This is a genomic window from uncultured Planococcus sp., from assembly GCF_947501725.1.
Taxonomy (GTDB): domain Bacteria; phylum Bacillota; class Bacilli; order Bacillales_A; family Planococcaceae; genus Planococcus; species Planococcus donghaensis_C.
Window position 1 is genome coordinate 17,560 of the sequence record NZ_CANMXD010000005.1, and the last position, 22,102, is coordinate 39,661.

Annotated in this window: 20 protein-coding genes; 18 read left to right on the forward strand and 2 right to left on the reverse strand. The window is 44.7% G+C overall.

From position 1 onward, the window contains the following. Positions 1-147: 147 nt before the first annotated feature. The 3 genes from Q0785_RS08655 (at position 148) to Q0785_RS08665 (ending at position 3,929) form a co-directional block, all read left to right on the forward strand. The gene (locus tag Q0785_RS08655; RefSeq protein ID WP_298828610.1) at positions 148-741 is read left to right on the forward strand and encodes a class I SAM-dependent methyltransferase; all 594 of its coding nucleotides are present in this window, start codon (positions 148-150) and stop codon (positions 739-741) included. A 54-nt stretch (positions 742-795) separates the two neighbouring features. Next, positions 796-3,243, forward strand: coding sequence for an excinuclease ABC subunit UvrA (gene uvrA / locus Q0785_RS08660; protein ID WP_298828613.1), 2,448 nt, complete (start codon positions 796-798; stop codon positions 3,241-3,243). Between the two features lie 254 nt (positions 3,244-3,497). Beyond that, a complete protein-coding gene (locus tag Q0785_RS08665) occupies positions 3,498-3,929 on the forward strand; it encodes an Hsp20/alpha crystallin family protein (protein WP_223638584.1) in 432 nt (143 codons plus the stop codon). Positions 3,930-3,991: 62 nt separating this feature from the next. Here Q0785_RS08665 and Q0785_RS08670 read toward each other — a convergent pair whose 3' ends face one another. Continuing rightward, the gene (locus Q0785_RS08670) at positions 3,992-4,855 is read right to left on the reverse strand and encodes an SDR family oxidoreductase (RefSeq protein WP_223638587.1); all 864 of its coding nucleotides are present in this window, start codon (positions 4,853-4,855) and stop codon (positions 3,992-3,994) included. 305 nt (positions 4,856-5,160) lie between these two features. Here Q0785_RS08670 and Q0785_RS08675 point away from each other — a divergent pair, with 305 nt between their 5' ends. The 12 genes from Q0785_RS08675 (at position 5,161) to guaC (ending at position 18,159) form a co-directional block, all read left to right on the forward strand. Continuing rightward, positions 5,161-5,727 (forward strand): RNA polymerase sigma factor, encoded by a 567-nt coding sequence (locus Q0785_RS08675; RefSeq protein ID WP_223638590.1) that lies wholly within the window; start codon positions 5,161-5,163, stop codon positions 5,725-5,727. Beyond that, entirely contained in the window at positions 5,720-6,439 is a 720-nt protein-coding gene (locus Q0785_RS08680) for an anti-sigma factor (RefSeq protein ID WP_298828625.1), read from the forward strand. Before Q0785_RS08675 ends, Q0785_RS08680 begins: the two co-directional genes overlap by 8 nt. A 114-nt stretch (positions 6,440-6,553) precedes the next feature. Next, entirely contained in the window at positions 6,554-7,915 is a 1,362-nt protein-coding gene (locus tag Q0785_RS08685) for a copper amine oxidase (RefSeq protein ID WP_298828628.1), read from the forward strand. A gap of 458 nt (positions 7,916-8,373) precedes the next feature. Next, positions 8,374-9,717 carry a hypothetical protein gene (locus tag Q0785_RS08690; protein ID WP_298828630.1) on the forward strand — a complete coding sequence of 448 codons (1,344 nt, stop codon included), beginning with the start codon at positions 8,374-8,376 and terminating at the stop codon, positions 9,715-9,717. 106 nt (positions 9,718-9,823) lie between these two features. After that, positions 9,824-10,435 (forward strand): Type 1 glutamine amidotransferase-like domain-containing protein, encoded by a 612-nt coding sequence (locus Q0785_RS08695; protein ID WP_223638601.1) that lies wholly within the window; start codon positions 9,824-9,826, stop codon positions 10,433-10,435. 342 nt (positions 10,436-10,777) lie between these two features. Then, positions 10,778-12,301 carry a nickel ABC transporter substrate-binding protein gene (gene nikA / locus Q0785_RS08700; RefSeq protein WP_223638607.1) on the forward strand — a complete coding sequence of 508 codons (1,524 nt, stop codon included), beginning with the start codon at positions 10,778-10,780 and terminating at the stop codon, positions 12,299-12,301. After that, entirely contained in the window at positions 12,302-13,246 is a 945-nt protein-coding gene (gene nikB / locus Q0785_RS08705; RefSeq protein ID WP_223638610.1) for a nickel ABC transporter permease, read from the forward strand. It abuts the gene before it with no gap. Beyond that, positions 13,246-14,085: a nickel transporter permease gene (gene nikC, locus Q0785_RS08710; RefSeq protein ID WP_223638626.1), complete on the forward strand. Its 840-nt coding sequence runs from the start codon at positions 13,246-13,248 to the stop codon at positions 14,083-14,085. Before nikB ends, nikC begins: the two co-directional genes overlap by 1 nt. Then, the gene (locus Q0785_RS08715) at positions 14,082-14,897 is read left to right on the forward strand and encodes an ABC transporter ATP-binding protein (protein WP_223638629.1); all 816 of its coding nucleotides are present in this window, start codon (positions 14,082-14,084) and stop codon (positions 14,895-14,897) included. Before nikC ends, Q0785_RS08715 begins: the two co-directional genes overlap by 4 nt. After that, on the forward strand, positions 14,881-15,639 hold the full coding sequence (locus Q0785_RS08720; RefSeq protein ID WP_298828647.1) for a dipeptide/oligopeptide/nickel ABC transporter ATP-binding protein: 759 nt from the start codon (positions 14,881-14,883) through the stop codon (positions 15,637-15,639). The genes Q0785_RS08715 and Q0785_RS08720 overlap by 17 nt, the downstream gene beginning before the upstream one ends. 84 nt (positions 15,640-15,723) lie before the next feature. Next, positions 15,724-17,031: an MATE family efflux transporter gene (locus Q0785_RS08725; protein WP_298828649.1), complete on the forward strand. Its 1,308-nt coding sequence runs from the start codon at positions 15,724-15,726 to the stop codon at positions 17,029-17,031. Between the two features lie 144 nt (positions 17,032-17,175). Beyond that, the gene (gene guaC, locus Q0785_RS08730; protein WP_223638638.1) at positions 17,176-18,159 is read left to right on the forward strand and encodes a GMP reductase; all 984 of its coding nucleotides are present in this window, start codon (positions 17,176-17,178) and stop codon (positions 18,157-18,159) included. A 554-nt stretch (positions 18,160-18,713) separates the two neighbouring features. Here guaC and Q0785_RS08735 read toward each other — a convergent pair. Beyond that, positions 18,714-19,310: a VTT domain-containing protein gene (locus tag Q0785_RS08735; protein ID WP_298828657.1), complete on the reverse strand. Its 597-nt coding sequence runs from the start codon at positions 19,308-19,310 to the stop codon at positions 18,714-18,716. Between the two features lie 273 nt (positions 19,311-19,583). Between Q0785_RS08735 and Q0785_RS08740 the strand changes: the two genes are divergently transcribed. The 3 genes from Q0785_RS08740 to Q0785_RS08750 all read left to right on the forward strand — a co-directional run bounded on the left by Q0785_RS08740 (position 19,584) and on the right by Q0785_RS08750 (position 21,669). Next, positions 19,584-20,012 (forward strand): CBS domain-containing protein, encoded by a 429-nt coding sequence (locus Q0785_RS08740; protein ID WP_298828661.1) that lies wholly within the window; start codon positions 19,584-19,586, stop codon positions 20,010-20,012. A gap of 274 nt (positions 20,013-20,286) precedes the next feature. Beyond that, the gene (locus Q0785_RS08745; protein WP_298828664.1) at positions 20,287-20,490 is read left to right on the forward strand and encodes a hypothetical protein; all 204 of its coding nucleotides are present in this window, start codon (positions 20,287-20,289) and stop codon (positions 20,488-20,490) included. 108 nt (positions 20,491-20,598) lie between these two features. Beyond that, positions 20,599-21,669: a P1 family peptidase gene (locus tag Q0785_RS08750; RefSeq protein WP_298828666.1), complete on the forward strand. Its 1,071-nt coding sequence runs from the start codon at positions 20,599-20,601 to the stop codon at positions 21,667-21,669. The last annotated feature ends 433 nt before the right edge of the window (positions 21,670-22,102 follow it).

Sequence of the window (22,102 nt, forward strand, 5' to 3'; positions counted from 1 at the left end):
TGCCGTCTTTTTGTGCTCTGGAATGCAGAGAGCCGTCCAAGACACTTGCTTTCTTCTGCACTGAAGTTTCATTGGCAACAAGGGAAACAAGCGCGAAAAGTCGAATTCTATACCATACAGAAAAACACAGAACAGGAGCTGAGTAGCTTGGCCGGATTGTTTCCGAAACTATACGATGTAGCAATGAAACCACTTGAGAAAACACGTTTTGAGAGGATCCGTGCGGGCCTTGTCAGGAAAGCCCAAGGGCGGGTTTTGGAAATCGGTTTTGGAACAGGCGCGAACTTTGGCTATTACAGAAATGTCGAACGAGTGGATGCGATCGAACCAAATCCTGCAATGGCTAAACAGGCAATAAAGCGGATTAAAAAGACCCGAACCCCTATTTATGCATATCAGGCAATAGCGGAAGAACTGCCGTTTTTCGACGATAGCTTTGACACGGTAGTTGCAACTTTAGTGTTCTGCACCATTCCAGAACCCGAGCGGGCACTCCAGGAAATTCGAAGAGCGAGCAAGCCAGGCGCGAAAATTCTATTATTCGAACATGTTAAAATGGACCAAAAAATGTTGGGGAAAACCCAAGAAGCTTTGACGCCTATCTGGAAAAGAGTATGTGATGGATGTCATCTAGACCGGGATACACTCCAACTGGTGAAGGAATCTGGTCTGCATATAGAGAAAGTCACATCCTATTATGGCGGGCTATTTCTAACGATTGAATGCCGCAACCCTCAATGAAAATCCGTTAAAACAGGGCAATCAGAAAGCTTATGTAGAAAGAAGGCGCTGAGCGTGGCTGATTTTATCCGCATTGTAAAGGCTTCCGAAAACAATTTGAAAAACGTCTCTGTTGCCATTCCAAAACAGCGATTTGTTGTGATCACCGGTCCATCCGGTTCAGGTAAATCGACATTGGCGCTGGATATCATCCAACGGGAGAGCCAACGGCAGTACATGGAACTGAATGGCATGACCACCAATTTCATCAATAAACCGAAAATGGAATCAATCAGCGGGCTGTCACCGTCCATTGGCATCGGCCAGCAGCAAACCACCAACCGCAATCCGCGTTCTACAGTCGGTACGGTGACGGATATGTATACGTATTTGCGGGTCATTTATGAAAAATTGGGGATGCGGGAATGCCCAAATTGTCATGAAAAGGTCAGACGGCCGCCGGAGCTGGATGAAGAAAGTGAAATGATGCCTTGTTCAGCTTGTGGCTTCCATATGAAGAATTTAAAGAAGGCCCACTTCTCCTTCAACACCGTTGAAGGGGCATGTGAAGCCTGTTCCGGCTTAGGGAAAAAGCTGGGGATCCGTGCTGAGCGGGTGGTGGATGAAGGGAAAAGCTTGAACGCAGGCGCTGTGACTGTTTGGAATGCTGCAGTCACTGAGTATTACGGCAAATCGGTTGTCGCTGCGGCAAAGCATTATGGCTTTGTGATTGATAAGGATCTGGCAGTGGAAAACTGGACAGCTGAACAGAAAGATCTTCTATTGTATGGTGTGGAGAGTGAGGAGTTCAAAAAACATCATCCGCAGACACCATCTCCCAAAACAGTCGCGAAAGGCAAGTTCGAAGGCGTCTTGACCGGATTGTGGAGGCGCTACAACGAAAAAGGCGGCAACTTAGCGGAAGCCGATTTTTTCTTTCAGCAAACCTGCCAGGAATGCCAGGGAACCAAGTTGAAAAAAGAAAGCCGCCAGGTAACAGTGGCTGGAAAATCGATTTCCGATGTGTCGCAAATTCCAATGGATGCAATACTTGCATGGGTGGAAGAAATCTCTCTGGGCTTTGAAGCGAATGACGAGTCAGTCGCGTCTTCATTGGTCTATGAACTGGCAGAAAAAATCAAGCGGATTATCCATGTCGGCATCGGTTATCTGTCGATGGAAAGGCAGTCGTCTACATTATCCGGAGGAGAAGCGCAGCGCCTTCGGCTGGCAACCATCCTGGGTTCCAGTTTGACGGGAGTGCTGTACATACTGGATGAACCTACAGCCGGGCTCCACCCCAAGGATATTCAGGGCTTGGTCGATGTCTTGAAACAATTACGGGAACTGGGCAATTCGGTCTTGGTCATTGAACACGATGTCGACGTCATGAAGCAGGCGGACTGGATTATCGACCTTGGGCCGGGAGCGGGAATTAATGGCGGACAAATTGTGGGAGAAGGCACATTGGATGAATTGATGGAGCAACAGAATTCCGTAACAGGTGCTTACCTGAAGGAAGAGCCGCCAGCAATAAAGATGCGTCGAACCGGAAACGGGCGCCATGTGGCTATACACAACGCCTATAAGAACAATTTGAAAAACATCACCGTTGCATTCCCACTCGGGTCATTTATTGCCGTTACCGGTGTATCGGGTTCAGGAAAATCGTCTCTTTTGTTTGGCATTCTGGCCGCCAGTGTCGAAACGGATCATATAAAAGAGGGCTACGATGAGATTACCGGAACAGCAGAACTCAGCCGGATGGTCACCTTTGGACAATCCGGATTGACCCGGATGCAGCGTTCTAATGTGGCAACGTATACAGAAATCTATACATTATTCCGGAATCTGTTTGCGAAATTGCCGCAAGCGAAAGAAAGAGGGTTAAGCGCAAAGCATTTTTCGTTCAACACAGAAGGTGGACGCTGTGAGCATTGCCTCGGCATGGGCTATGTCTTTACACCGATGTATTTTCTGCCGGACCTGGAAGTGATTTGTCCGGTTTGTTCAGGCAATCGTTTTAAAGAAGAAGTGTTGGCCGTGACGTATAAAGGCAAATCCATTTCGGATATCCTAAATATCAGCATTGAAGAAAGCAGCGTCTTTTTCGCTGGCCAGAAAAAGATAATATCCACTATCGAATTGCTTTGTGAAGTTGGGCTCGGCTACTTGACATGGGGCCAGACGCTTACCACTTTGTCAGGCGGTGAAGGTCAGCGTCTGAAATTGGCTAAGGAATTGAACAGAAATGTCAAAGGTGAGACACTCTACATTTTAGACGAGCCTTCTACCGGGCTTCACCCAAATGACATTAAAAAATTATTGATTTTGCTCAATAAGCTGGTGGATGAAGGCCATACCGTTATAATTGTCGAGCATAATATACAAATCATCAAACAAGCCGACTGGGTCATCGACCTTGGTCCTGAAGGTGGGAATGGTGGTGGCCGCATTATTGCCGAAGGAACGCCTGAAGAAGTAAAATTATGCAAGAAATCCTACACCGGGATATACCTGTAATGGTGATTTGACTGAATCCAAGCAGCAAAAAAATCTGAATTTCCCTGTTAATTTTGAAAGCTTTTAATTGACAAAAAAACATCATTTTCTATAATTATTATTAGAGAGCGGCAAATCACTCACCAGCAATTTAGAAGGCAAAGGAGGGATAATCGGTATTAGCAGGAAGACAGCAGTCGTTGGGTAAAGCAGATTTTCGTAGAGCATTTCAAAGTGATGTTCCATTAAAATTTTTTCGAGGGGAGAGTTTGAAAATGAGACTTTTACCAAGAAAACGGGAAGATTTTTTCCCAAGCCTTTTTGACAGCAATTTTGAAATGGATGTTTTCGATCGTTTTTTCAAAGAAGCCAATTATCCTCAAGTAGACATCAAAGATGCCGACGACCATTATGAAGTGGAAGTGGATGTACCAGGATTCAAAAAAGAAGATATCTCAGTTGAATACAAAGATGGTTATCTTCAACTTCAAGGGAAGAAGGAAGAAAACAAAGAAGTAACAGAAAACGACGGCCATTATATCCGGAAAGAACGGTCCTATGGCTCTTTCAAGCGAAGCTTCTATGTTGGTGACGTGGAACAAAACGAAATTTCCGGATCTTTTAAAGACGGTGTTTTGATGATTCAGGTTCCTAAATCAAAAGAAGACAAGAAGAAAGACGAAGGGCACCAGATTTTGATCGAGTAGCTTCATGTAAACTATATGAAAAGACCGAAAAGCCAAAAGGCTCTTCGGTCTTTTCTCTGGCATTAAGGAAGATTCCGGTATTCACGTTCAATATATATCGATAAATCTTCCGCTGCCTCTCCTGTGATGCTTTCAAAATCCTCTGTAACTTCCGCCATCAATCCTCTGGCTGCAGCTTCATACAAAGAAACAAGAACAGGACCGAACCCTTTCGGTTCGTCATAAAGTTCCGCGAATTCCTCATTGCTGAGCGGATCGTAGAAAATTGATGTTCCGCTGATTTGTGAGAGCAATTCGGCAAGTTCAGTCATAGACCACGCTTTTGGTCCGGTCAACGTAAACTCATTGCCGTGCAACTCCTGTTTCAATGCAATTTGAACGATGGCTTTTGCCAGATCCTTTCTGGAAATAAAAGAAATTCGCTCGTCACCAACCGGATAAAGAATTTTTCCCCGTTCGGCCAGTTCCGGCAGATAAGGAGGCAGGGGATCAGAATACATGCCGTTTCGGATATAAGTGAATGGAACTGATCCGGATGCCAAACGGCGCTGGACATAGCCGAAAAATGGGCTCATTTTAAACGGGTTATTGCCGTGGTCAGCCATGAAACCGATAAAAATGAATTGTTTGATCCCGGTTTGTTCAGCAGCCAAAATCGCATTCTCGAATTCCATGATTCGTGCGACGCTCGGGAACGTAAGACTTGGAATATAGATGAGCACATCTGTACCCTTGAAAGCATTTGCCATTGCTGATTCAGAGCGGTAATTCGCCTGTTTTATTTGTATTCCCTTTTTTTGGAAATGCAAAGCTTTTTCAGGATTGCGCACTGTCAGCACCAGATTTTTTGGATCCATGTACTTTAATGCTTCTTCGACGATTTTGACACCAAGATGGCCGGTTGCAGCGGTGATGTTATAGATCATAAGGATTCCTCCAGTCGTTCTGTTTTCTACCTACAGTTCTATTCCCGATTTTAACCAATAGTGAACTAATTCCTTGTTACATGCGTTTTGTATATAGCAGATAAAAACGGAAGAACTTTTTAATAACTTCCAGGCTATGCGTAGTTTCCAGCTGACTGTTGCTTTTTCGGAATTAGTAGAATTCAAGCGTAAGATTCTTTTCCGTAGCCAAGGACACGGAGAACAGCCCATGAAAAGAAAAGATTTTCCTGTAGCGGGAAGTATAGTAAGGTAGGTATACGAAATATGTAAAAAGGAGACAGGGGATGGAAAAAACTACCGATACACATCTATATTTGCGGATCAATGAACAAGACAAAGCCGCGCTCGAACAATTATACGACCGCTATGAAAAAATCCTTTTCTCTTTTCTATATAAGATGCTGGAAGATCGCGATCTGGCTGAAGAGGTGTTACAGGAAGTATTCATCAAGATCTGGCGCGGCAAAGGGGTGTACGATGAAAGTAAAGGGAAATTCACTTCCTGGCTTTTCAGAATGGCACAAAATACAGCCATCGACTTGATACGGAAACGCAAAAAACCGACCGTGCCGATTGAAGAGGCGGCTCAGGTGGCCAGCAACGATGCGCCTGTTGCCGAACAGGTGGAATGGCAGGAAAAGAAAGGGCAGATCGAAACGGCTGTTCAGCATTTGTCCATTGAGCAGCAAAAAATGATCGACTTGTTTTATTTTAAGGGACACACCCATGAAACGATTGCAGATATGTGCGATATTCCACTCGGAACTGTGAAGAGCCGAATAAGGCTTGCGTTAAAAAAATTAAAAACATCTCTGCATGGGTTGCAGGAAAGGGGGGCTTACGATGACTAACATGGATTGTGACCGTTTAGTGGATTATTTGAACGGAACGCTATCAGCAGACGAAATCCAGCAATATGAACATCATTTGAAAACATGTACGGAATGCCAGGAAATAGTAGAAGCGACAGGCGAGCTCCCTTATCTTGCAGATCCGGTGGAACCGCCGGCAGGCATGAAAGCGCGTATTCTGTCTAATGTATTTGAAGAAGAGCGGGAACAGGATGAACCGCCAGTGGCCTTGAAGCCGGAAATGGCCGCCATACCGATGCACAAGCCAAAAAGAAAGCCTGGCTTATGGAAGCCGCTCCTTGCGGCTGTACTCCTCGCATCCTTAATGGGCAATGCCTATGCTTTCTTCCAATTATCAGATCAGGAAGATGCACCGGAAACGGCGATCGAGTCTATCGAGCTGGAGCCGAATGAAGCATTTGAGGGAACCGCAACCGCAGCGATGATTGAAGAAGAGGGTTCGCTCAATTTAGTTGTACAAGCCGATCGATTGGCAGAGCTGGAAGATAGCCAGGTTTATCAGGTGTGGTTGATCAAGGATGACAAGCCGATACCGGCAGGCGCTTTTTCACCCAACCCAAATGGTGAAGGGGCAAGCTATTATCAGTTGGATGAAAGTTCAGCCGACTGGGATACGATTGCCATAACGTTGGAACCTCAGGCAGGAAACGAATTGCCCGAAGGTGAAGTTGTACTGAGTGCAGGAATTTAACTGGCCGCTTTAGCGGTCAGTTTTTTTTATTTGATTTTTTTTAAGTAAATGTGATCTAAATGTAAACGCTCTCCGTTATGTCTATGAAACTATAAAAAAAGAGGAGAGATTAAGATGAAATTAAACAAATGTCTATTAGCACTTCCACTATCATTAGCCTTATTAGTACCCACGGCGGCATTGGCGGACAGCCACGGCCATGCGACTCCAGCTAGCGAAACGGCCATGGAGTCAAGCACAGCAACGCCGGCAGCGGAATTGCGCATCGCACTGGATACCACATTGACCGAACATGCATTCCTGGCAGTCGAAGCGATGAGAAAAGGCGTTGATGGCGCCGAAGATTTCGAACAGGCTTCGGGTGCATTATTGGCAAACGCTGACGATCTTTCAGCGGCTGTCGGTTCTGTCTACGGGGAAGAAGGCGCAGCACAGTTTGACGAGATCTGGAAATCCCATATCGGCTACTTTGTTGATTATGTAACAGCAACAGCTGAAGATAACCAGGAAGGCAAAGAGCAGGCGTTGGCCGCTTTGGAAGAATACAAAGTGGAACAATCAACATTCTTCGACACTGCAACGGGCGGGCTTCTGCCGGCAGCAGCGGTTCAGGAAGGATTGGATATGCACGTCGATCAGCTGATTTCCGCTTTTGATGCGTATGTAGCGGGCGACTACGAAACTGCTTACTCGCTTGAACGTGAATCCATTCACCATATGAGCATGTTCGCGGAAAGCCTATCGATTGCCATCACGACACAATTCCCAGAGAAGTTCGATAACACGAATCCGGATACACCAGCAGCAGATTTACGCGCTCAATTGAACATGACATTTACTGAGCATGCCGGACTTGCCGCAATGGCAATGCAAGATGGTGCCGATGGGGCTGAAAGCTTTGAACAGGCTTCTGCTGCATTGATCGCCAATGCAGATGACTTGTCTGCAGCAGTGGAATCTGTCTACGGAGAAGAAGCAGGGGCGCAATTTGAAAAAATCTGGAAATCCCATATCGGCTACTTTGTGGATTACGTTGTAGCGACAGGTGAAGGCGATGCAGCAGCACAAGAGCAGGCAAAAGCTGATCTTGATGGCTATATTGTCGAACAGGCCGCTTTGCTTGATGCAGCAACAGAAGGCCGTGTACCGGCTGATGCATTGGAAGAAGGATTGACGGCTCACGTCGACCAATTATTGATGGCTTTTGACTCATATGTAGCAGGCGATTACGAAACAGCTTACAGCTCGATTCGTGAAGCCTATGCACATATGACAATGCCAGCAGCTGGATTATCAGCAGCCATCGTCGACCAGTTCCCGGAAGAGTTTGGCGCAACTGAAATGCCTTCAGAAATGCCGGCAACCGGTATGGGCGGCACAGCGGATACAGGTACGATTCCATACCTTTGGATCTTAGCTGGGCTAATGCTTGCAGGATTGACAACAACCCTTGCTTTGCGTTTCCGCAAACAATAAAGCAAGAAAGTGAAATGTAAACAGAGAACAGCCCTGAAGTCGTGAAACCCGGCTTCAGGGCTGTTCTTTTTTTGCGTTCTGTAAAGCATCCCATACTCGTGATGTTCTTAGCTGATAAAAAAATGTCTTGAGGACCTCAATAAGACTATATATTGTTTTGGATACCTGCTACTATTTAGAAAAGATTAAGGACTTATTACCTTTTCAAGCCATAAAATGTTAGGCAAGGGTGGACTTTTATAAGTCTGCAGATTTTCTATAAATGTAAAGTGGGGGTATCGATGAAAAGCACAGTTAAGCAATTCCTTATGTTAATTTTCAGTTCGTATCTTGCCTATTTCCTTATTCTAAATCAAGGGCTGATTGGGGGATTGATGGTTGCGGGCACGTTCCTTCTAGTCTGCACAATCCTTTTCTTAGCCGGTATGATAGGGGCCATAAAAGGAAAGTTGAGATTCTTGAAGCTCAAGAGTATCAGCGAAGCAGTCGGAATGCTGATTTTTTCATCCATCCTATTTCTTGTGGTGCTGGTAGTAGCCGTCATCAATTCTTTTGTCGTCTTTACAACCGGAGACGACAAGCAAGCATCAGATGACAAAGTCAGGCTGTTCGCCTCGACAGTTTTTCAAGTTTCCTCACAAAAAGAGTTGATGAAGACCGAAAAAAATGGGGTCATCTATTTTTATTCTGAAGAAACCGAAGCTGAAATCGCTAAAATGGATGAGGTTCTCCAACGGGAACGGCAAAGCTTCAATTCGATTCTGGGCACCAGCGATGAAGGTGGATTGACAGTCGAGTTCCATGATGATTACGGCTCTCTTGAATCCAGCTATGGTTCGGGGGAAGTCGCCGGGTATTATAACTTAGGCAACAAAAGCATCCACCTGGTTCCTACTGATGAAAACTGGGAACTGATCTTGGTGCATGAATACTCCCATTACCAGAGCCATCTTTTCTCCAATCAGTATAGTTTGCCGATTACACGGATTCCTTCCTGGTTTGAAGAAGGCATCGCCGATTATTTTGCGGATGATTCCAGTGGTTGGTATGACCTGAAAACTATTGAACTCATCGATTTCCATGATCTCGACAGCCAAGAAGAGTATGACAGTTCTGCTTCAGCTAGTTATGATCCATACGCTCAGGGTTTTTTGGCGGTGGAATCACTGGTGGATGCTTATGGAGAGGGTTTCATTGTGGATTTATTGAAATCCAGATCCACCAGTACATTCTATAATAAGCTGGAAACGATGATCGGTATGGAAATTGAAGAATATCAGGACATCTTCCTTGAAAAGATGATTGCGGAACAAGAGCAATTGGATGAATGGTACGAACTTTCCCATATACAATTCGAACAGAAAGATTATGAGGGGGCTGAAAAAACAGCGACGGCCATCAAAGAAGCTGGAGACATTTATGACAACGATGCAGCGGATTGGATGCTTGTGGATATCCAATTGGCTCGGGGGAATTTCATGGAAGCTGCAGATTTGATGAATCGGAAGATTGCGGCAGACCACGCAGATTTCCTCATTGATGACTTGTTTTTACTGGCGGAAATTTACTTGTTGATCGATCCGCAGCTATCGTTGGAGTCAGCTTTACAGGCAGAAAAATTACAGGAGGATACTGAATTCTATTTCTATGAAGAAGACCTGATAGCCATTTATGAAAAAATAAATTCCAGTAAAGCAACAGAAGGCTATCGTCAGCTTTTGGATGAAGAATGGCTTTATAATCCCTATGTGCTTGATCGTTTAAATGAGAAGTTGGACAAGGAGTATCCAGGTGAATTTTAACTGTTGCGGAGTAGCGAGTATGCCGGTGCTTTTATATCCACTCATTCAAATCAGGAGAACCATGCCTTAATTGAACATGGCTCACCAACTGGAAAGAAGGAATACGATGTGCAAGATGCTGCTGACATCCAACGGTTTTTTTACCGAAGGGATTAAATGGAAATTCTTATCAGTATTGCCGAAGCCCCCATCAGAAATCAGAGCGGTTATCATCACCACAGCTTCTCCACAGAAAGAGTCGAGCAAGTCTGCAATTAAAGCACAAAAAGATTTGTTTGAAATGGACATTTGCCATGTCGCTTTTTTTGACTTCGAATATGAAAATCCAACAGCACTTGAAACGTATGATGTCATCTTTTTGAACGGGGGAAATCCTATTCAACTTCTTTATCGGATGAAGATAAGCGGCGGCATAAAGGTCCTCAGAAAACTTGCTCAACAAGATACGGTCTTTATCGGCGCGAGTGCCGGTGCGATGGTCCTTGGGGGCACTATCGAGCTGGCTGCTTTTTTTGCGCCGGAATTGAATACACCAAAACTGACGGACTTTAATGCCTTGAACCTTACTGACATCCTCCTTTTCCCCCATTATGATCGGGAAGACCTTTTTCCTGATGAAGTGGGGAGAACGATAGAAGAACGGATAAAACAATTCGAATCCATAAAACGAGTAGCAGTATCCAGACTTAAGGACGATGAATATTTGTTGTTCGACTAATGTTCCATTAAAGTGAAGGTTCTGCTACACAGAAAAATAGAGAGTATCCAAAACAGGCCAGCCGCTTCCCGAAGTGGCTGGCCTGTTTGATTTCAGCAGAAAATTCTAAAACGGACAGATGCCGTATTTTACAATCAAATTATAAAAAAAGATTGCATTGGAAACTTCAAAAGGATATGATGTAAAACGTAACAGTTACAGTTTGTAAAATACATAAAGTTTATTTATAGAAGAGCTTAAGAAGAAAGTTCCCTTTTTCTCCAAGCTGTACAAGGAGAGAAAGGGAATATTTTTAATTTACAAACCGTAATAATTACACTTGAAAAAGGGGCGTGTTCATTGATGAAGAAGGTATTTGGATTACTGTTTATAGTAGTAACGCTATTCTTAACCGCATGCACATCAGGTGCAGCAAATCAGCAGGAAGAGGACCGCAAAGAACTTAATTTGCTGTTCAACTTCGCAGCACGGTCGCTGGATCCCAATGTTGACAGCAGCTATGTACCATTGCGCGCAGGAATTACAGAGACTTTGGTGCATTTGAATGACGATTCGCTGACACTTGAACCGTGGCTTGCAGAAAGCTGGCACAGTGACAATGGACAAGACTGGACAATTCAATTGCGCGAAGGGGTCACGTTCCAAAATGGCAATCCACTGGATGCGGAAGCCGTAAAAGCTTCACTGGAACGGGCGATGAAGGATAATGTGGCTATTGAGAATGCTTTGCGGATCGAGTCGATGGAAGCTGATGGACAGCTGTTAAGGGTGAAAACAACCATGCCATTTCCTGAATTTCCTTCCGAACTGGTTCATCCTAACACTTCGATTATAGATATTACTGAAACCGATTATATTAACCGGCCGATCGGTACTGGTCCGTTTGCCGTCGAATCATTTACCCCTGGAACGGCAGTCGATCTTGTCCGGTACGATGATTATTGGGATGGAGCTGCAAAATTAGAGGCGGCACGCTTTTCATTCAATGAAGATGCCAACGCTAGATCGCTTGCACTCGAATCAGGAGATGCGGACATTTCATTCCGCCCAGAAGTTGAAAGTTTGGAAAATCTGGAGTCGGTTCCGGGTGTAAAAGTCGAATCGACCTCCACTTTCCGGGTACACCAGATGACGATGAACCTACAGAGGGAATCAATGAAAGACATCAACGTGAGAAAAGCTGTAGATGCACTGATCAACCGTGATTTGATTGCAGACACAATTTTAAAAGGACATGCAGAAGTGGCAGAAGGTCCATTTCCTTCGACTTTCTCATTTGCCCCGGATTATCCTGAAAAACAGACCGGACCTGAAGCAGCCAAAAAGCTTTTGGCACAGGCAGGTTATGAAGAAAAAGACGGCGTAATGCAAAAAGATGGAGAACCTTTAGTATGGACAATGCTGACTTACAGTGCTCGTGCAGATTTGCCATTGATCGCCCAGGTGTTTCAGTCAGATGCCAAACAATTGGGCATAATTGTAGATATCCAACAAATTGAAGTGCCGGAAGAATATATGGCAGCCAACCGTGATTGGGACTTGACTACCTACAGTAATTTAACAGCTCCACGCGGAGACGCAGGCTATTACTTAAATGCAACTTACCATCCGCAGGGAGCTTTGAACTTTAGCGGAGCTGCTGATGATCAGTTGACTGCTTTGATCGATGAACTGAATTTGACAGTAGGAGAAGAAGCGCGTTCAGTCATTGCTGAAAAAATCGCGTTGTATGTGGATGACCATGTATACAATTCGTTTATCCTGCATCCTAATACATTAGTCGCTTACAACGCCGATAAAGTAGAAAATTGGGTTACGACCCGCAGCGAGTATTATATGTTGACCAATACCCTGGATGTGAAATAAATGGCACGGATTTTATTGACAAGATTTATCGAAGTGGCAGTTTTTCTCTTATTAATTACTTTTGTTAGCTTCCTGTTTGCAAGGCTGGCACCCGGGGATCCGGTGTTGTCGATTTTGCGGGTAGATGATGTATCGGTGACCGCGGCACAAGTGGAAGAGCTTCGTGAAGACATGGGATTCAATGAGCCGCTTTTAGTCCAGTATGGCGAGTGGTTTGTGAATTTTGTGAAATTGGATTTTGGGGAATCCTATTTGACCAACCAACCGGTTTTGGAAATGCTGGTAAGCGGGCTTCCGGCGACATTGGAATTGACCGCAGGAGCACTGATTGTCATGGTTCTCATCGCTCTGCCTTTAGGATCGCTCGCAGCCCTTTACCGGGGAAGCTGGATTGACCACGTCAGCCGCTGGTTCTCACTGTTCGGCGCCGCTGTCCCAAGCTTTTGGCTTGGACTTTTATTAATTGATCTGTTTGGCGTCCGGTTGAATGTGCTGCCGACGATGGGCAGGGACGGCTTTGTTTCCATCCTCTTGCCGTCCGCAACATTGGGGCTTGCCATTACAAGTGTTTATGTCAGGCTGCTCCGCTCCAGCTTAATCGATTCTTTAAGCAATGAGTATATAAAAGCAGCCCGCTCGAGAGGAATTTCCGAAATTCGGATTTTTTTCACTCATGCACTGCGGGCTGCTTTACCGCCGGTGATTACCGTATTTGGTGTCAGTTTGGGAAGTTTGATCGGTGGAGTGGTGGTCATCGAGGTGATTTTTGCTTATCCAGGAATTGGTAAGATGGTCGTAGAAGCCATTAGAAGCCGTGACTATCCCGTTATCCAAGGCTATCTGTTCATCATGGCCATTATTGTATTTGTGGTCAACAGCCTGGTTGATCTCTCATACCGCTATTTAAATCCGGAAATCAGGCTAAAGGAAAGGAAGGGGAATTGATGGGCGCTTTCCCGATCAACTACAGTAAATTAAATTGGAAGACAGGTCTTTTGCTGTTATTGCTGAGTCTATTGGCTTTGCTCACCACCTATACTTTTCTATTCTTAAAACATGATCCGGATTTTGTTGATTTAGGCTCTAGACTTTTGCCGATGAGCTTTTCGCATCCATTTGGAACGGATCATTTGGGAAGGGATGTGCTGACGCGCATTTTACTTGGAGCACAACTGACAGTAGGGTATGCATTTTTGGCATTGCTGATAGCGGTAGCCATCGGCCTGCCGATTGGTTTGATTGCCGGATACAAAGGGGGCCTGCTCGAACGCGTACTTATGCGAATTGCCGATACATTTCTGGCTTTTCCGGATACCATTGTGGCGATTGTCTTAAGTGGTCTGCTCGGACCGGGGATTGAAAATTTACTGCTCGCTATCGTTTTTGTGAAATGGGTCAATTATGCACGCCTTGTCAGAAGCACGGTGGTAAGTGAGCGTCAAAAAGAGTATATAGCGATGGCGAAAATCAACGGCTTGCATGACGGGAAAATTATTCGGAAACATCTTTTCCCCCATATTATCGGCAATGTGCTGGTTCTTGCCAGCCTGGATATGGGGAAAATCATTTTATTGATTTCGTCCCTATCCTATATTGGGCTTGGCGCTCAACCGCCGGCTCCTGAATGGGGAGCCATGCTGAATGATGCGCGCCCTTATTTTCAGTCCATGCCTTCGTTGATGGTTTATCCAGGTCTGGCCATTATTACGGTTGTGCTGATTTCAAATGTTCTGGGTGATTATCTGCGGGACAAGTTTGATGTGAAGAAGGAAGTGCGATCATGAGTTTATTGAAAGTCCATAAACTGACAGTCGAAACAAAAGATCAACAAATCGTCAAAGAAATCTCATTTGAAGTAGACCCAGGGGATTGGCTCGCTATCGTTGGCCAGAGCGGAAGCGGCAAAAGCATGACTGCGTCTGCCATTGGACAATTACTGAAGCCCAATCTGCAAGCCAAAGGTACGATTGAGTTTAACGGAGCCAATGTATTGGCCATGACTTCCAAAAAAATGAGAAGCATCCGTGGAAATAGGATTTCCTATATTTTTCAGGATTATCAGAGTTCCTTTACGCCATTCTTGACCATTGGAAAGCATTTTGATGAATACCAGCGAACGCATCTCCGGATGACAAAAGCTCAGCGCAACAAGAACACACAGGAGGCATTGGGCTCTGTAGGACTTACAAAAGACTTAGTAAGCCGCTACCCTTTCCAACTAAGCGGTGGACAGCTGCAGCGCACCGCAATTGCGTTAGCATTGCTGCTTAAACCTGATCTGGTGATTGCGGATGAACCGACGACAGCTCTGGACAGCATTTCATCATTCCGGATTCTTCAACTGCTGGCAAAGCTGCAGGAAGAGACGGGATGCGCCATTTTGTTTATCACACACGATCTGCGGCACGCAAGCAAATACGCTGACCGTATACTCGTGATGAAAGAAGGCCATATTATTGAGCAAGGAGATCAGTCCACCATTCTCGAGTTTCCGAAACACCCATATACACAAGCATTGGTTGAAGCAATTCCGGTGTTAAAAAAGCCGGAAAATCTGCATGACAGGAGGTCGGATGAGAATGTTGATGAAGATTAGCCATGTCGATAAATCATTTCCGAACGGCAAACAGGTATTGAAAGATATCTCCTTTACACTGGAAAAAGGCCAATGCCTGGGAATCATCGGAGAAAGCGGCTGCGGCAAAAGCACATTGGCACGCTGTCTTCTGCAACTTGAAAAAATAGATGCGGGAGAAATTTCCATGAACGGCTATATGCTCCATAATCAAACCGATAAAAGTCTCAATCCTTTCAGGAAGCACATTCAGGCAGTTTTCCAGAATCCCTCCGCTTCGCTGAACCCGAAATTGAAAATAAAAGATTCGCTGATGGACCCCTACCAGCAATATGGCAGCCAGAAAGAGTTGCAGCATTTCAATTTTACAAGCAAAGAAGACTATATTAGCCAATTGCTGGAGGCGGTTGAACTTCCTGCCCACCTTGCAGACTGTTATCCGCACGAACTGAGCGGCGGGCAACAGCAACGCGTGACTATTAGCCGGGCCATCAGCATAGAACCCGAAGTCCTCATACTTGACGAACCGACTTCCAGCCTTGATGTGCTGTCCCAGGCTTCGCTATTGAAATTGCTGGAGAAACTTCGCCGGCAATTTTCACTTTCCTACGTTTTTATATCCCATGATTTAGCGGCCGTTGCTTCTTTAAGCCAGAAAATGCTGGTGATGGAAGAAGGGCGCATCATTGATGGTTTCAGAAGTGATGAGATTTTTTTGCAAAACCGGCATCCTTATACGAAAGAACTGATTTCCATGTTTTGAAGAATAAATTCTGTACTGCCTGAATATATTTGCTAATATGGCATATGGCAGTAATTTTTCAAATTAATAGTTAGGAGCTTCAAAATGAATCATCGTACATACCTTGCTCTGGCGATTCCATTGACACTATCAACTATCACCACCCCTTTGCTGGGAGCTGTCGACACGGCGGTCGTTGGTCAATTGCCGGACCCCGCTTTTATAGGCGGTGTTGCCATCGGGGCAGTGATCTTCAACACACTATATTGGCTTTTCGGCTTCTTGCGAATTGGAACATCCGGTTTTGCTGCACAGGCGAATGGAGCTAACGATTCCTTATTAGAGACACTTGCCCTTATTCGGCCATTGATTATTGCGCTTGTTGTAGGACTCAGTTTCTTTCTGCTGCAGAAACCGATTGAATTTCTTGCGTTAACTTTGCTTGATCCTGCTGATGACGTCTCTGCGCTGGCATCCGACTATTTCGGCATCCGAATCTGGGGAGTACCGTTTACTTTGGTCAATTACGTCATCATGGGTTGGTTAGTCGGCATGGCGCGCATTAAAATATCAGTGATGATACAGGTTTTTATGAACTTGCTGAACATTCTGCTGGATGTGATTTTTGTTTTTGGTTTCGGCTGGGGAGTATCCGGAGTCGCCTCTGCCACGTTGATCGCTGAAGTAACGGCCTGTCTGTTCGGACTTTGGATCGTTTGGAAAGGAACTTCTTATCAGTTCCAGGTGCCTTCAATAACACTGGTCACCGATGGATCTTCCATCAAGAAGATGATGGCTGTCAATCAGGATTTATTTATCCGTACGCTCTGCCTGCTTACTGTTATAAACTTGTTCACTTATAAAAGCGCGGCATTTGGCACAGAAACATTGGCCGCTAATGCTGTTCTGCTGCAGGTTCATTATTTAATGGCTTATTTTTATGACGGAATTTCCAATGCTTCAAGCATCCTTTCCGGAAGAGCGGTTGGTTCGAATGATTCCAGACTTTTTAAAAAAACGATCAATTTATCATTTCAATGGGCCATTTACTCCTCACTGTTGCTGACTGTGAGTTATTGGCTTTTTAGCGAATCCTTATTTTCGTTTTTCACCTCGATTCCTGAAGTAATCGAATTGGGCGGAATTTATGGAGACTGGCTATTGCTGTATCCTTTAGTCGCAAGTTTTGGCATTGTATTATACGGCGTCTTTACAGGTGCTACCGAAACAGCACATATCAGAAATTCGATGCTTTTCGCATTAGGGGTATTTTTGCTTGCCCTCTGGGGAGGGGTCCCAATTTTACAAAATCATGGACTATGGCTGGCTTTTATCTTGTTTAGCCTTGGCAGATCTGTTTTTCTAGTAATGTATATTCCAAAGTTAAATTTATTACAGGGTAAATCCCAATAGATACATCGTCTAAGATGAAATCCTGCTATTGACAAGCAAATATTTTTGTTCTTTGACATCTCCTCCAAAATAAAGTACATTATCATATGGACGAACAATAATGATGGTATATCGAAAAATCATTCGTGTATAGGGGTGTAATTTATGGAAAATGTGTTTGATTACGAAGATATTCAGTTGGTTCCTGCAAAAGCGGTGGTGGAAAGCCGATCAGAATGCGATACCTCGATTGAATTCGGTGGACGGACCTTTAAGTTGCCGGTCGTACCTGCAAATATGCAGACCATTGTAGATGAAAAAATCGCCGGATTTCTGGCTGAAAATAATTATTTTTATATTATGCATAGATTTGAGCCTGAAAAACGCTTGGCATTTACAAAAGACATGCAACAGCGCGGACTTTACGCTTCCATAAGTGTCGGCGTAAAATCGGAAGAGTATGAATTTATCCAACAGTTGGCTGATGAAAAAATCACGCCGGAATACATTACAATCGATGTGGCTCATGGCCATTCGAACGCTGTGATCAAGATGATTCAGCATATCAAGAAATTGGTGCCAGACAGCTTTTTGATCGCTGGAAATGTCGGTACACCAGAAGCTGTCCGGGAATTGGAACACGCCGGAGCAGATGCGACGAAAGTGGGCATCGGTCCCGGAAAAGTGTGCATCACCAAGATTAAGACAGGGTTCGGTACAGGCGGCTGGCAGTTGGCTGCACTTCGCTGGTGCGGAAAAGCGGCGAGCAAACCGATCATTGCGGACGGTGGAATCCGTACGCATGGCGATATTGCCAAATCGGTACGTTTCGGTGCTTCAATGGTGATGATCGGTTCTCTTTTTGCGGGGCACGAGGAATCACCTGGACAAACGATCAATCAAGACGGCAAGCTGTTAAAGGAATATTTCGGATCAGCTTCTGAATTTCAAAAAGGTGAGAAGAAAAACGTCGAAGGCAAGAAAATGTATGTGGAATATAAAGGTTCACTTAAAGATACGCTGGTGGAAATGGAACAGGATCTTCAATCTTCCATTTCATACGCTGGAGGAGACAAGTTGCTGGCGATCCGCAATGTGGATTACGTCATCGTCAAAAACTCCATCTTCAATGGCGATAAAGTCTACTGAATCAGTCAAAAAGCCCTCAATCCGTTGATTGAGGGCTGAGCTTGTAGACAAAAGAATATTGATGTCATTTAAAGAATGAATACACATTTCAACTTGTTTATACCGGATCCTGCGCTCCAGGCGGACGCTTTCCACGGGCTCGCGCCGAACTAACTCGGACTGGTGCCCGAGTGGATTTCGGCACTTCGCTGTTCCCGCAGGAAGCGAGTCGGGCTGTGCCTGACTCGTTTGCGACGAAGCAGCGCAGCGATGCAGGAGCATATCTTTGCCCTTCGCCGCCTTGTGCTCCGGATCCTTGAGTGAAGGGTTTTCTAGATTTGTTAGGACTATTTTTTCCTGATATTGACTAGCCAGCTTCTCTCTTTGATTGAAGCAACATGCCCCCAACCGGGCTGGCCACGAAGACTCCTGTGGGACAGCGAAAGCTGAAGACCCCGCAGGAACGCAGTGACGAGGAGGCTGAAGCTGAGCCCACGGAAAGCGAAGTGGCCGGACCGGTTGGGGATTATGCACCACTATACATTTTGGTCAGACTTTGTCTACAGTCTGAGCCCTCAATCCGTTGATTGAGGGCTTTTTTTCCGTTTGGAAGAGTTAATAAAAAAGATAGTTAGAGAAATAGCCAATACTGCGCAGAATAAGATGTACTGAATGGTGACTGGCACTGCTTGGGTAAATCCGTAAACTGCGGCCAGTTCCAGGAGGACAGCCGGTATTTTGCCGATGGTGCTGGCGGTAAAGAACAGTTTGCCGCTGATGCTCGTCAAGGCTGCTCCTGCTGTCACAAAACCGGATGGCATAAAAGGAAGCAGCCGCAGCAAAATCACCAGGCTGAACACACGGGTTGCCGGCTGGTTCTGAAATTTTTGCCAGAATGGGTGCCGCAGCCATTTCGGGTCTGCTTTGGAAAATCCGAAGCGGTACAGGTAAAATCCGAGCAAGGCACCGATGATTTCACCAGAGAAAGTTAAAACTGCACCGCCATAAAGGCCGAAAGATTGAATATTGACAACCGTGACGAGGACGCTTGGAATAAATCCGACAGCTCCAACTGATAAATTGACGATCAGGAGAACCAGGAATTCCACTGTAGTGGATAAAGACTCGATAAGCGATGCCCCTTTCTCAGAGAACCTGTGTTTACTATACATAGCAACAGCAACTCTTTTTAGATTCATTTTAACACAGCCGAAAGATAGCTATTTGCGAGCTCGGTCGGTAAAGTTTTTAAAACAGAAAAAACTGCTTAAAATCCTCTTTTTTTGCTGAAAAAACGTTTTATTTTTTGTGGAATGGATAAGGAATAGTAGATGAAAAAGAAAGGAGGAGGTTTGGCGAAAGATGATGTGATCAATCAGTCCAGTCGTCGGAAATAGCCATTTGGCTGAGTATAAGCAGTAAAATTTTTAGAGGAGGAACTATTCATGAAGATTACCGACATCATGACGAAAGACGTCGAGACATGTGCACCGGAAACGTCCCTTCAGGAAATTGCATCTAAGATGCTGGAACTCGATGTAGGGTCCATTCCAATCAGCGACGGCAAACGATTACTTGGAATCGTTACAGACCGCGACATTGTCACACGTGGAATCGCTTCTCAAATTTCATTGGATAGCCCTGTATCACAGATTCTGACTTCAGAAATGGTCATTGGAACAAAAGATATGTCTATCGAAGACGCTGCTGATTTAATGTCCGAACATCAAATTCGCCGACTTCCAATTGTTGAGAATGATCAGTTAGTAGGGATCGTATCATTGGGAGACATTGCCGTAAGAGACCAAACAGACGACAATGCCAGCCTTGTACTGGAGGAAGTCTCCGAGTCAGAAGACACAGAGCTGCATTAAAAAAAGAAGATTCGAAAGAAGCATGTCCTTGGTGGGCATGCTTCTTTTTGTTTCGTATGAATGTGAATCAACGAAAGATGGCCAGGTATTCGGCTGCATGTTTAACCTTCGTTTTGTGCTTTTACGTCTGCTGCCGACTAGGGGAAAGTTCCTGCAGATCCACCTATCATTATAAATTCAGGATGGTAAAATAAGTATGAGAATTGATGAGTACAAGAAGATTTATGACAGTTTTACTCATCAGGTGATTGAAGATAAAAAGAGGGGGAGTTAGATGAAAGATCGAATCCTGTTCGCTATTATCATATTTTTCGTCTTAGGATCGAGTGTCACCAGCGGCAATGATTCCATAAACCAGACGGCTAAGTCAATATTCCATGGACTTGGCATGTTTACTCTTGGGTTGATCGGAATTTATAGTCTTTATAATGTATTCGAAAAAAGGCGGGCAGAAAGAAAGTTGGATCATAAAAAATAAAAGCAGAAATTACTGCAGCTTGACTCTTGATTTTTCCATCAACGCCATACATAGCTGAACGTATTGATAAGGATCGCAACAAATCAACTATTTAATAGGGGTGGGCATTTGAGAAACCAAAAGCGAATTCGTGATTATGGAGTAGAAATCGGCAAGATGAAGCCCGGTGTGCTGAACGCCATAACAGATGTAGAAGGTGTTTCCATAGGGCATGTAACTTTAAGTGAAGGCGATATGCAGACCGGTGTGACAGCAATCCTGCCGCATCAGGGAGATCTGTTTCATGAAAAATTGATTGCCTCGAGCCATGTCATCAATGGCTTCGGAAAAACGATGGGGACGATCCAACTGGCGGAATTGGGTACGTTGGAGACGCCGATTGTTTTGACTAATACATTGAATGTCGGGACGGCAGCCAATGCCGTCATCGACTATATGCTGGAGAAGAATCCGGATATCGGCAACACGACCGGCACGGTAAATCCAGTGATTGGCGAATGCAACGATATGTTTTTGAATGATGTCCGGGGCCGTTTTGTCAAAGAAGAGCACGTTCGGCAGGCACTTGACAATACCGCTGTTGAATTTGAAGAAGGCGCGGTCGGAGCAGGCAGAGGCATGCTGTGCTATTCGCTGAAAGGCGGCATCGGCACCGCTTCGCGCATTATGGAGCAGGAGCATGGAACCTATACGATAGGTGTACTGGTGCTGTCGAACTTCGGGATGCTGAGTGATTTGACGATCGACGGCAATCCCATCGGCGAAGCATTAAAGAAAAATATCCAGCAAACGCATAAAGAAGAAGACAAGGGCTCTGTCATGGTCATCGTGGCCACCGATCTTCCGTTATCTGAACGGCAATTGAACCGGATCCTTAAACGGGCGGTAACGGGGCTTTCGCGGACGGGATCCATCATCACCAACGGCAGCGGAGAAATCGTACTGGGTTTTTCAACTGCCAATAAAATCCCTCATGCCAAACCGGAAAAAACCCTTTCGATCGAAACCATTCATGAAGACGATCTGGATGAAGCCTTCCGCGCTGTTGGGGAAGCTGTGGAAGAAGCAGTGCTCAATTCATTGATCACTGCAGAAGCGGTTGTTGGACGTTATGGCAATGAAAGACCAGCACTGAAAGAATTGCTAGAAAAATATGCGATGACTTTAAAGGACCTTTAATCGGGTTCTTTTTTCTTTTCAGCAAAGGGAAGAGCTCGATAAAAACAAAATATTGCCTGCTGATTAAATAGTTTATTTGAATAATACTTTATCTTCTGGGCTGAATACACTTTCTAGACAGCGAGCAATACAAAAGAAAATAACTATCGAATTAAAGATATCCAAGTATAGAAGAATACAGTGAAGAAATAGAGAAAAATAGTTTTTGGAAAAATAAGGTTGCAATAAAAATACTAAATTAACGTTAAATTGTTTACAATTTGCATAATCCATTGTAGTCTATGAGTATTATGAAAAACACTGAATTTCAATTTAATAGTAAATTAAATGGGTTTAAAGACTGTTAATACGACTGACTATTTTCAAAACAGCAAATTATTTTTAATAATATTTTGCTTGTTCATTCTAACGGGAAGACGAGAGGATGGAGTAC

Bases quoted from the DNA above. Each gene is read 5' to 3' on its own strand.
- Q0785_RS08680 (WP_298828625.1), top strand. From the start codon at position 5,720: ATGACTAACATGGATTGTGACCGTTTAGTGGATTATTTGAACGGAACG.
- Q0785_RS08735 (WP_298828657.1), bottom strand. From the start codon at position 19,310: ATGTATAGTAAACACAGGTTCTCTGAGAAAGGGGCATCGCTTATCGAG.
- Q0785_RS08720 (WP_298828647.1), top strand. From the start codon at position 14,881: ATGTTGATGAAGATTAGCCATGTCGATAAATCATTTCCGAACGGCAAA.
- Q0785_RS08685 (WP_298828628.1), top strand. From the start codon at position 6,554: ATGAAATTAAACAAATGTCTATTAGCACTTCCACTATCATTAGCCTTA.
- Q0785_RS08740 (WP_298828661.1), top strand. From the start codon at position 19,584: ATGAAGATTACCGACATCATGACGAAAGACGTCGAGACATGTGCACCG.
- Q0785_RS08745 (WP_298828664.1), top strand. From the start codon at position 20,287: ATGAAAGATCGAATCCTGTTCGCTATTATCATATTTTTCGTCTTAGGA.
- nikA (WP_223638607.1), top strand. From the start codon at position 10,778: ATGAAGAAGGTATTTGGATTACTGTTTATAGTAGTAACGCTATTCTTA.
- Q0785_RS08715 (WP_223638629.1), top strand. From the start codon at position 14,082: ATGAGTTTATTGAAAGTCCATAAACTGACAGTCGAAACAAAAGATCAA.
- Q0785_RS08675 (WP_223638590.1), top strand. From the start codon at position 5,161: ATGGAAAAAACTACCGATACACATCTATATTTGCGGATCAATGAACAA.
- Q0785_RS08670 (WP_223638587.1), bottom strand. From the start codon at position 4,855: ATGATCTATAACATCACCGCTGCAACCGGCCATCTTGGTGTCAAAATC.
- guaC (WP_223638638.1), top strand. From the start codon at position 17,176: ATGGAAAATGTGTTTGATTACGAAGATATTCAGTTGGTTCCTGCAAAA.
- nikB (WP_223638610.1), top strand. From the start codon at position 12,302: ATGGCACGGATTTTATTGACAAGATTTATCGAAGTGGCAGTTTTTCTC.
- nikC (WP_223638626.1), top strand. From the start codon at position 13,246: ATGGGCGCTTTCCCGATCAACTACAGTAAATTAAATTGGAAGACAGGT.
- Q0785_RS08695 (WP_223638601.1), top strand. From the start codon at position 9,824: ATGTGCAAGATGCTGCTGACATCCAACGGTTTTTTTACCGAAGGGATT.
- Q0785_RS08725 (WP_298828649.1), top strand. From the start codon at position 15,724: ATGAATCATCGTACATACCTTGCTCTGGCGATTCCATTGACACTATCA.
- Q0785_RS08665 (WP_223638584.1), top strand. From the start codon at position 3,498: ATGAGACTTTTACCAAGAAAACGGGAAGATTTTTTCCCAAGCCTTTTT.